General features: G+C 75.3%; 7 protein-coding genes. 6 read left to right on the forward strand and 1 reads right to left on the reverse strand.

Translation table 11 applies throughout. The features are described 5' to 3' along the window. Positions 1-176: 176 nt before the first annotated feature. From AB0L34_RS03160 to AB0L34_RS03170, 3 genes are all read left to right on the forward strand, one after another. Positions 177-662: a hypothetical protein gene (locus tag AB0L34_RS03160; protein ID WP_363701422.1), complete on the forward strand. Its 486-nt coding sequence runs from the start codon at positions 177-179 to the stop codon at positions 660-662. Positions 663-774: 112 nt separating this feature from the next. Then, entirely contained in the window at positions 775-1,887 is a 1,113-nt protein-coding gene (locus tag AB0L34_RS03165; RefSeq protein WP_363701424.1) for a hypothetical protein, read from the forward strand. After that, a complete protein-coding gene (locus AB0L34_RS03170; RefSeq protein ID WP_363701426.1) occupies positions 1,884-3,533 on the forward strand; it encodes a hypothetical protein in 1,650 nt (549 codons plus the stop codon). Before AB0L34_RS03165 ends, AB0L34_RS03170 begins: the two co-directional genes overlap by 4 nt. Before the next feature lie 301 nt (positions 3,534-3,834). Here AB0L34_RS03170 and AB0L34_RS03175 read toward each other — a convergent pair whose 3' ends face one another. Further along, complete coding sequence (locus tag AB0L34_RS03175) at positions 3,835-4,770, reverse strand: S41 family peptidase (RefSeq protein WP_363701428.1); 936 nt, start codon at positions 4,768-4,770, stop codon at positions 3,835-3,837. Positions 4,771-4,825: 55 nt separating this feature from the next. Here AB0L34_RS03175 and AB0L34_RS03180 point away from each other — a divergent pair, with 55 nt between their 5' ends. The 3 genes from AB0L34_RS03180 to AB0L34_RS03190 all read left to right on the forward strand — a co-directional run bounded on the left by AB0L34_RS03180 (position 4,826) and on the right by AB0L34_RS03190 (position 6,527). Next, positions 4,826-5,353, forward strand: a complete 528-nt coding sequence (locus AB0L34_RS03180) for a winged helix-turn-helix domain-containing protein (RefSeq protein ID WP_357455024.1) — start codon at positions 4,826-4,828, stop codon at positions 5,351-5,353. Between the two features lie 98 nt (positions 5,354-5,451). Continuing rightward, the gene (locus tag AB0L34_RS03185; protein WP_363701430.1) at positions 5,452-6,210 is read left to right on the forward strand and encodes a MerR family transcriptional regulator; all 759 of its coding nucleotides are present in this window, start codon (positions 5,452-5,454) and stop codon (positions 6,208-6,210) included. A 32-nt stretch (positions 6,211-6,242) separates the two neighbouring features. After that, a complete protein-coding gene (locus AB0L34_RS03190) occupies positions 6,243-6,527 on the forward strand; it encodes an antibiotic biosynthesis monooxygenase family protein (protein WP_363701432.1) in 285 nt (94 codons plus the stop codon). Positions 6,528-6,662 lie beyond the last annotated feature (135 nt).

Here is a 6,662-nt window from a genome sequence, read left to right on the forward strand (position 1 = left end):
CACCCCGGGGTGCCGCCGGCGTCGCCGGGACCGCCGCCCGACGGCCGGCACCGCCCTGCCCCGCTCGCCCTGGAACCGCTCCTCCGGCCGGTGACCGCCGCGTGACCTGTGCCGGCGTCAGCCGGCCCGACAGCGCGCGCCCCGGCCCGCGTGCCGGGGCGTGCCAGGATGTGCCGATGTCGTATCCCCCTCACCCGTCGTACCCGCCGGGGCCGGGCGCGGTCACCCCGCTGGTCGCGTACCCCCACCCGATCCCGCCGCCCCCGGGCCACGCCGTGCTGGCCGTCTCGGTCAACCGCGGGCCGTACCTCGTCCCCGCCCCCTCGACCAGCAAGTTCAAGGTCGACCGCCGGGCCGTGCCGATTCCCGGCGAGGGCACCTGGCACGTGGCCGTCCCGGCGGGCCCGCACGACGTCCGCTACACAGACTTCATGGGCTTTCCCGTGATGACCACCGCGCTCGTCGCCCATCCCGGCGCGGTGCACCACCTGTCGTTCCGCTTCGGCGGGTGGCGCAACCGCGTCCACGACGGGCACGGCGCCGACGTGACGAAGTTCGGGATGTGGTCGAACTACAGCATCCTGCTGGTCATCCTCCTCGTGCTCGGCGTGGTCTGCTGCGGCGGCTCCGCGCTCCTGGCCGGTCTCTCCGGCTCGGCCTGACCGGGCTCCGGCGCGGTTTGGCCGGGCACGCGCGCACCGGGCGGCGTCCCGCGCTCTTCCCGCCGGGGCGTCGCCCGGCGCGACCGGCGGGGACCGCCTATCGTGGCGGATCGTGACGAGCAGCGAGGAGCGACTGGCGGCGATCCGCGGCGGTGTGCCACCCAGGCGGCACAACGCCCGCACCATCGCCGCGCTGACCGGCAACCCGGGCTGCACCCGACGGGCCGTGCTGGACGGCGCCGGGGTGGACAAGCCGAAGTTGGCCGAGCGGATCGGTTTCCCCGCCCGGTTCGGGCAGTCCCGGTTCGCCATCACCCGCGGCAACGCCTTCGAGGCGCAGGTCAAGGCCGACGGCGGGGCCGAGCTGCTGCGGCTGGTCGCCGAGCGGCTGGGCGTACCGGTGCCGGCGGCGGCGACCTGGACGGACCTCGGCGACGGCGTCGAGGACGACACGGCAGCCCGGCACCGGCGCTCCGCCGAGCTGCTGACCGGGGCCACGCCCGGCGACGGGACGGGCGACGCCGCCGCGCTGTTCGACCATCCCCTGCTCGGCCTGGACGTCGCCGGCCGCCGGGTGCACCTGGAGCCGGACCTGGTCGCCGCCCGGCTCGCCGGCCGGTTCCACGTGGTCGAGATCAAGTCGTTCCCGGTGGTCGACGGTCAGGCCGACGCGGCCAAGGTGTCCGCCGCCGCGACCCAGGCCGCCGTCTACGTGCTGGCCCTGCGCGAGCTGCTCGCGTCCGCCGGCCACGATCCCGAGCTGGTGTCGCACGACGTGGTGCTGGTCTGCCCGCGGGACTTCGCCAACCAGCCGGTGGCCAGCCTGGTCGACGTGCGCAAGCAGTTGCTGGTGCTGCGCCGGCAGCTCGACCGGATGGCCCGGCTCGACGCGCTGCTGGCCACCGTGCCCGAGGACTTCACCGCCGACCTGGCCGCCGAGCCCACGGCGCTGCTGGCCGCGCTGTCCCGGGTGGAGGCCCGCTACGCGCCGGAGTGCCTGGCGGCCTGCGAGCTGGCGTACTTCTGCCGGCACGAGGCGCGCGGCCACAGCGGGGCGCTGGGCCGGCCGGTCCGGGAGGCGCTGGGCGGGATCGCGGACGTCGACGAGGTGCTCGCGCTGGCCGCCGGCGAGCGCACGCCGGACCCGGGGCAGGAGGAGGCCGCCGCGCTGCTGCGGGCCGCCGCCCGGCTGCGCGCCGACGCCCTCGCCGGGACCCCCGCATGAGTACGCTCCGCGCGCTCGCCAGGGCGCAGGCGCTCGCCGCCGGGGTGGCCCAGCCGGTGGCGACCGTCCGGCACCTGCATCTGTCCGAGCGCCCGCTGGTGCTGGTGCCGCTGGCGATGGCCGGCGAGGCGAACGCCCCGCTGGCGGCGCTGGTCGGCGACGCGCCCGACGCGGCGCGGCTGCTGATCGTGCCGCAGCCCCGCAACCGTGACCAGCGGTACCGGTTCGCCGCCGAACTGGCCGCGACCGTGCTGCCGTACCTGGACGGGTTCCGGGGGGTCGCCGAGGCGGTGCCGGTGGACCGGGGCAGGGACGTGCGGTACCGGTACGTCGACGCCCCGCAGTTGCTGGTGCCGAACCCGGCCGGGGTGACCTTCCTGCGGCTGCTCGGCCGCTCCACCCGCTTCCGTCGCCCCGACGGGGAGTATCCGGTGCACCCGTCGGTGCCGGTGCTCGGGCGCTGGCTGACCTTCTTCGCCGAGCGGGCCGAGCATCCCGGCTCGTCGGCGCTGGTGGCGATGACCGACGCGCTGACCCTGCACTGGGCCACCGGGCAGAGCGTGGTGGAGGACCTGCACCTGCCGGCGCTGCTCGGCTGGATCGACCCGCCGGCCGGGCTCACCGGCCCCGAGGCGGCGGCCCGGGCCGAGGACCCGGCGCTCTGCCCGCCCGCCGGGCCGGCCACCGACCCCGACTTCGACAACCACCGCCTCGCCCCGGCCATCGCCGCGTACGCCGCCGCCGAGGACGACGCGGAGGCGCGCGCCGGGGCGTACGCGGAGCTGGAGCGGCTGCTGCGCGACCAGCTCGCGCCCACCTGGGAGCTGATGTGGCGCGGCGTGGGGTTGCTGCGCGGCCTGCCGCCGGGGGCCCGGGTGGCCGGCCGGTGGGACGGCGACAAGGACGCCTTCACCGGGTACGCCGAGCACGTCGACGCGGGCGGCCCGCCGCAGCCCCGCCGTGACGGGGCGGTGGTCGCCGCCCAGCGGCTGCACCGGCTGGAACGGGCCCTGACCTCGTACGCCGTCCAGCGAGCCTACGACGACCCGCTGGTGATGGCGGAGCACCGGCTGACCGGCGAGGCGTTCGTGGGCGAGGTGATCCTGGCCGACCCGAAGCGGGTGGACGACACCGGGAAGCGGCCGGTGCTGCGTCCCCGCGTCCAGCTCGTCACCACCGAGCCGGTGCCGATGCCGGTCGGCGCCACGCTCTACTCGCCGGCCCGGCCGGCGCAGAAGGCCAGAGTGGTCTTCGTGACTCCGGCGGCGGACGGCAAGACCGAGGTGGTGCTGGAGCTCTCCGGCGGGATGGGCCGGGGGCTGACGGCCCCGCCGGGCACCGTGCCCGAGGTGGGGGAGCGGCTCTGCTACACCACCCTGTCGGACTCCTTCATGCCGGCGGGGACCTTCCCCGCCGTCGAGGAGACCCCGTGGACCCACGGGGGCCCACCGGTTCCCGCGCCGGCGCCCCCGGACCCCGGCCCGGCCCTTGCGCTGCCCGGCTCCGGCCCGGCCCCCGCGCTGCCCGGCCCCGGCCCGGCCCTTGCGCCTGGGTCGCGTGGCCCCGCCTCGGGCTCCACCGACCGCGCGGTCGCGGCGGCCTCTTCGGCCGACGTGTACGGCGACCCCGACGAGGAGTGGGCCTGACCGGCTGGCGCGTCGGTCTCCCGCCCGCCCGGACCCAGGCGGGGCTCCCGCCGCCGGTCCAGCGCCAGGTGGCCGGAACTCGCCGCCACTCTCCGTTACCTTCGTGCGTGGCCGGGGCCTACCCCTCCGCGCTTTGCTCTGCACCCACCGACGCGCCAGGCACGCTGCGTGAACTGCGCGAACTGCCCGCCGATTGGACATGTCCAGGTCAAGACCCGTGGTGCGGTGATGGGTGCAGAGCAAAGGGGCGACAGGGCGGTGCGGCCGTCGGCCGTGGCGTGACGCTGCGTGACGAGGGGTGTCAGGTCGCGGTGAGTGATGGCGGGGTGGTGCGCAGGACGGTCCGGTGGGCGGCGTCGAGCGCCTCGGCCGCGGGCACCTCGACGTCCGGAACGACGCCCGTGCCCTCCCAGTTGGTGCCGGAGACCGGGTTGACCGGGCTGGCGACCGGCACCGAGAGGTGCAGGTGCGGGTGGACGGGGAACCCCGTCCGGGGGTGGGCGCCGCCCCCGGTCCGCTCGCCGACGACCGTGGCCCGGCCGTGCTGCTGGAGCGCGTAGGCGAGCGACTCGCCGCCGGAGAAGGTCGTCGCACTGGTCAGGACGGCCAGCGGTCGGTCGCCGCCGAAGCGGGCTCCGGCCAGCGGTGCGGGGCTCCAGAACTGGCGGTCGGGCAGGTGGCGTTGGCGCATGGTGTAGAGGTGCGTCGGGCGGTCGAAGAGGTGCCCGCAGACCAGCGCCTCCATCTCCGGGTCGCCGCCGATCGTCTCGCGCAGGTCGAGGATCAGGGCGTCGGCGTCGGCGACCAGGCGCAGCGCGGCGGTCATCGCCTCCCCGGCCAGGGTGGGGGAGAACAGCGCGGGCTCGATCCGCAGCAGGCCGACGTTGTCGGGCAGCCGCTCCACCCGGTGGATGCCGCCCAGGCTGGCCCGGGCCATCCCGGGCAGCGCGTCGGCGAGCGGATCCCCGCCGTCCTCCGGCAGCGGCCGGTCGTGGAACCTCACGCCCAGGTGGCGGTCGCCGGTGACCGACTGGAGTGTCCGGGTGAGCGTGTCGGCGAGCGCCGACCAGGACTGTGCCTGCCGGTGCCGGTCGGCCTCCGCCCGCAGGAGCCCGGCGAGCCGGGCTGCGACGTCGGCGAAGACGTAGTGCTCGCCGACCAGCCAGGCGGTGCGCTCGACGACCTCGGTGATCTCGATCTGTGATGCCGGTTGTTCCCGTGTGTCGAGGGTTGTCATGTCCGCAGTAGAGCAGCGCTTTGACAAAGCGTCAAGAGACGTAGACACTTTCGTCATGACGCCGACGCCCGCGGAGCAGCCGCTCGACGACCTGCTGGAGGTCACCACCCCGGCGCAGTTCAAGGCGCTCGGGCATCCACTGCGGCAGCGGCTGCTCTTCGCGCTCGGGCAGCGCCCCGCCACCATCAGCCAACTCGCGGCGGCGCTCGGCGCGGCCAAGGGCAACGTGGCCCACCACCTCAAGGTGCTGCGCGACGCCGACATGGTCCGCGTCGCCCACACCCGCCAGGTCCGCGGCGGCACCGAGCAGTACTACCAGCGCAGCGCCCGACGGATGCGCGTGGCGCCCGGCCACGCCGCCGCGACCGCCGCGATGCTCGGGGCGGTCGCCGAGGAGGTCTCCGCGGCGCCGGGCGAGCCGCTGCTGCACCTGCGCCACCTGCGCCTCACCGCGGCCCAGGCCGAACGGCTCGGCGCCGCGCTCAGCGAGCTGCTCGACACCGCCGAGGACGCCGGCGAGGGCGAGGACCGCTACGGCGTGCTGGTCAGCCTCTACCGGCAGACCCCGCCGCCACCCGCCTGACCGGTCCCGCCTGCCGGACGTCGTCCGCAGGTCCAGAATCGGGCTTGACCCTCACGTAACGGCAGGCGGGAGCCTCGGTGGCGGAAGGGAGGGAAACCATGGCGTACACGGTGGGACAGGTGGCGAAGTCGGCCGGGGTGACCGTGCGGACGCTGCACCACTACGACGAGATCGGGTTGCTCTCGCCCAGTGGCCGCAGCGGCACGGGCTACCGGCGCTACGACGACGCCGACCTGGAGCGGTTGCAGCACATCCGCTACTACCGGGAGCTGGGGTTCCCGCTTGAGGAGATCGCCGCGATCCTCGACGACCCGGCGAGTGACCCGGCGACGCACCTGCGCCGCCAGCACGAGCTGCTGACCGTACGGATCAAGAGGCTCCAGGAGATGGTCACGGCGATCGAGTTCGCGATGGAGGCGAGCAAGTTGAACATTGCACTGACCCCGCAGGAGCGGTTCGAGGTCTTCGGCGACCTCGATCCGGAAGCGCACGCCGAGGAAGCCGAGCAACGGTGGGGCGGCACCGAGGCGTACCGGGAGTCGAACCGGCGCGTGTCCCGCTACACCAAGGACGACTGGCTGCGGAACAAGGCCGAGAACGAGGACTGGGGGCGGCGGTTCGTCGAGGTGATGTCCTCCGGCGCGCCGGCGGACAGCCCGGCGGCGATGGAGTTGGCCGAGGAGCACCGGCAGCTCATCAGCCGCTGGTACTACGAGTGCTCGTACGAGGTCCACACGGGGCTGGCCGACATGTACGTGGCGGACGAGCGGTTCACCGCGTACTTCGAGAGGATCAGGACGGGGATGGCGGCGTACCTGAGCGAGGCCATCCACGCCAACGCGATCAGCCGCGCCTGATCGTGCGGGTCCGTCCGCTCCCTGGAGGTCACGTGCTCATCGTCGCCGGCAGTCTCTACGTCGACCCTGACGAGCGGGACGCCTACCTCGCCGACTGCGTCGAGGTCGTCCGGCAGGCGCGGTCCGCGCCGGGCTGCGTCGACTTCGCGATCGGCGCCGACCTGGTCGAACCGGGCCGGATCAACGTCTACGAGCGTTGGGAGTCCGACGCGCAGCTGCTGGCCTTCCGGGGTGCGGGGCCGGCCGAGGAGCAGGCGGTGGCGATCCGTGGCGCCGAGGTGCACAAATACCGCATCTCCGGCGTCGAGGCCCCCTGACCGGGCTCGGCCCGGCGGCGGGGGCCCCCGCCGCCGCCCCGTCCCCCCCCGGCCCCCCCGCGCCCCCCCGCCGAGCCGCACCCCCGACAAACCGGGCGGGGTGGTATTAAGTGGGGGGGGGGCGCGCGCGCACCA

Origin of the sequence: Micromonospora sp. NPDC052213 (assembly GCF_040679695.1) — a bacterium.
Lineage (GTDB): Bacteria > Actinomycetota > Actinomycetes > Mycobacteriales > Micromonosporaceae > Micromonospora.

Bases quoted from the DNA above. Each gene is read 5' to 3' on its own strand.
- AB0L34_RS03160 (WP_363701422.1), top strand. From the start codon at position 177: ATGTCGTATCCCCCTCACCCGTCGTACCCGCCGGGGCCGGGCGCGGTC.
- AB0L34_RS03170 (WP_363701426.1), top strand. From the start codon at position 1,884: ATGAGTACGCTCCGCGCGCTCGCCAGGGCGCAGGCGCTCGCCGCCGGG.
- AB0L34_RS03175 (WP_363701428.1), bottom strand. From the start codon at position 4,770: ATGACAACCCTCGACACACGGGAACAACCGGCATCACAGATCGAGATC.
- AB0L34_RS03180 (WP_357455024.1), top strand. From the start codon at position 4,826: ATGACGCCGACGCCCGCGGAGCAGCCGCTCGACGACCTGCTGGAGGTC.
- AB0L34_RS03185 (WP_363701430.1), top strand. From the start codon at position 5,452: ATGGCGTACACGGTGGGACAGGTGGCGAAGTCGGCCGGGGTGACCGTG.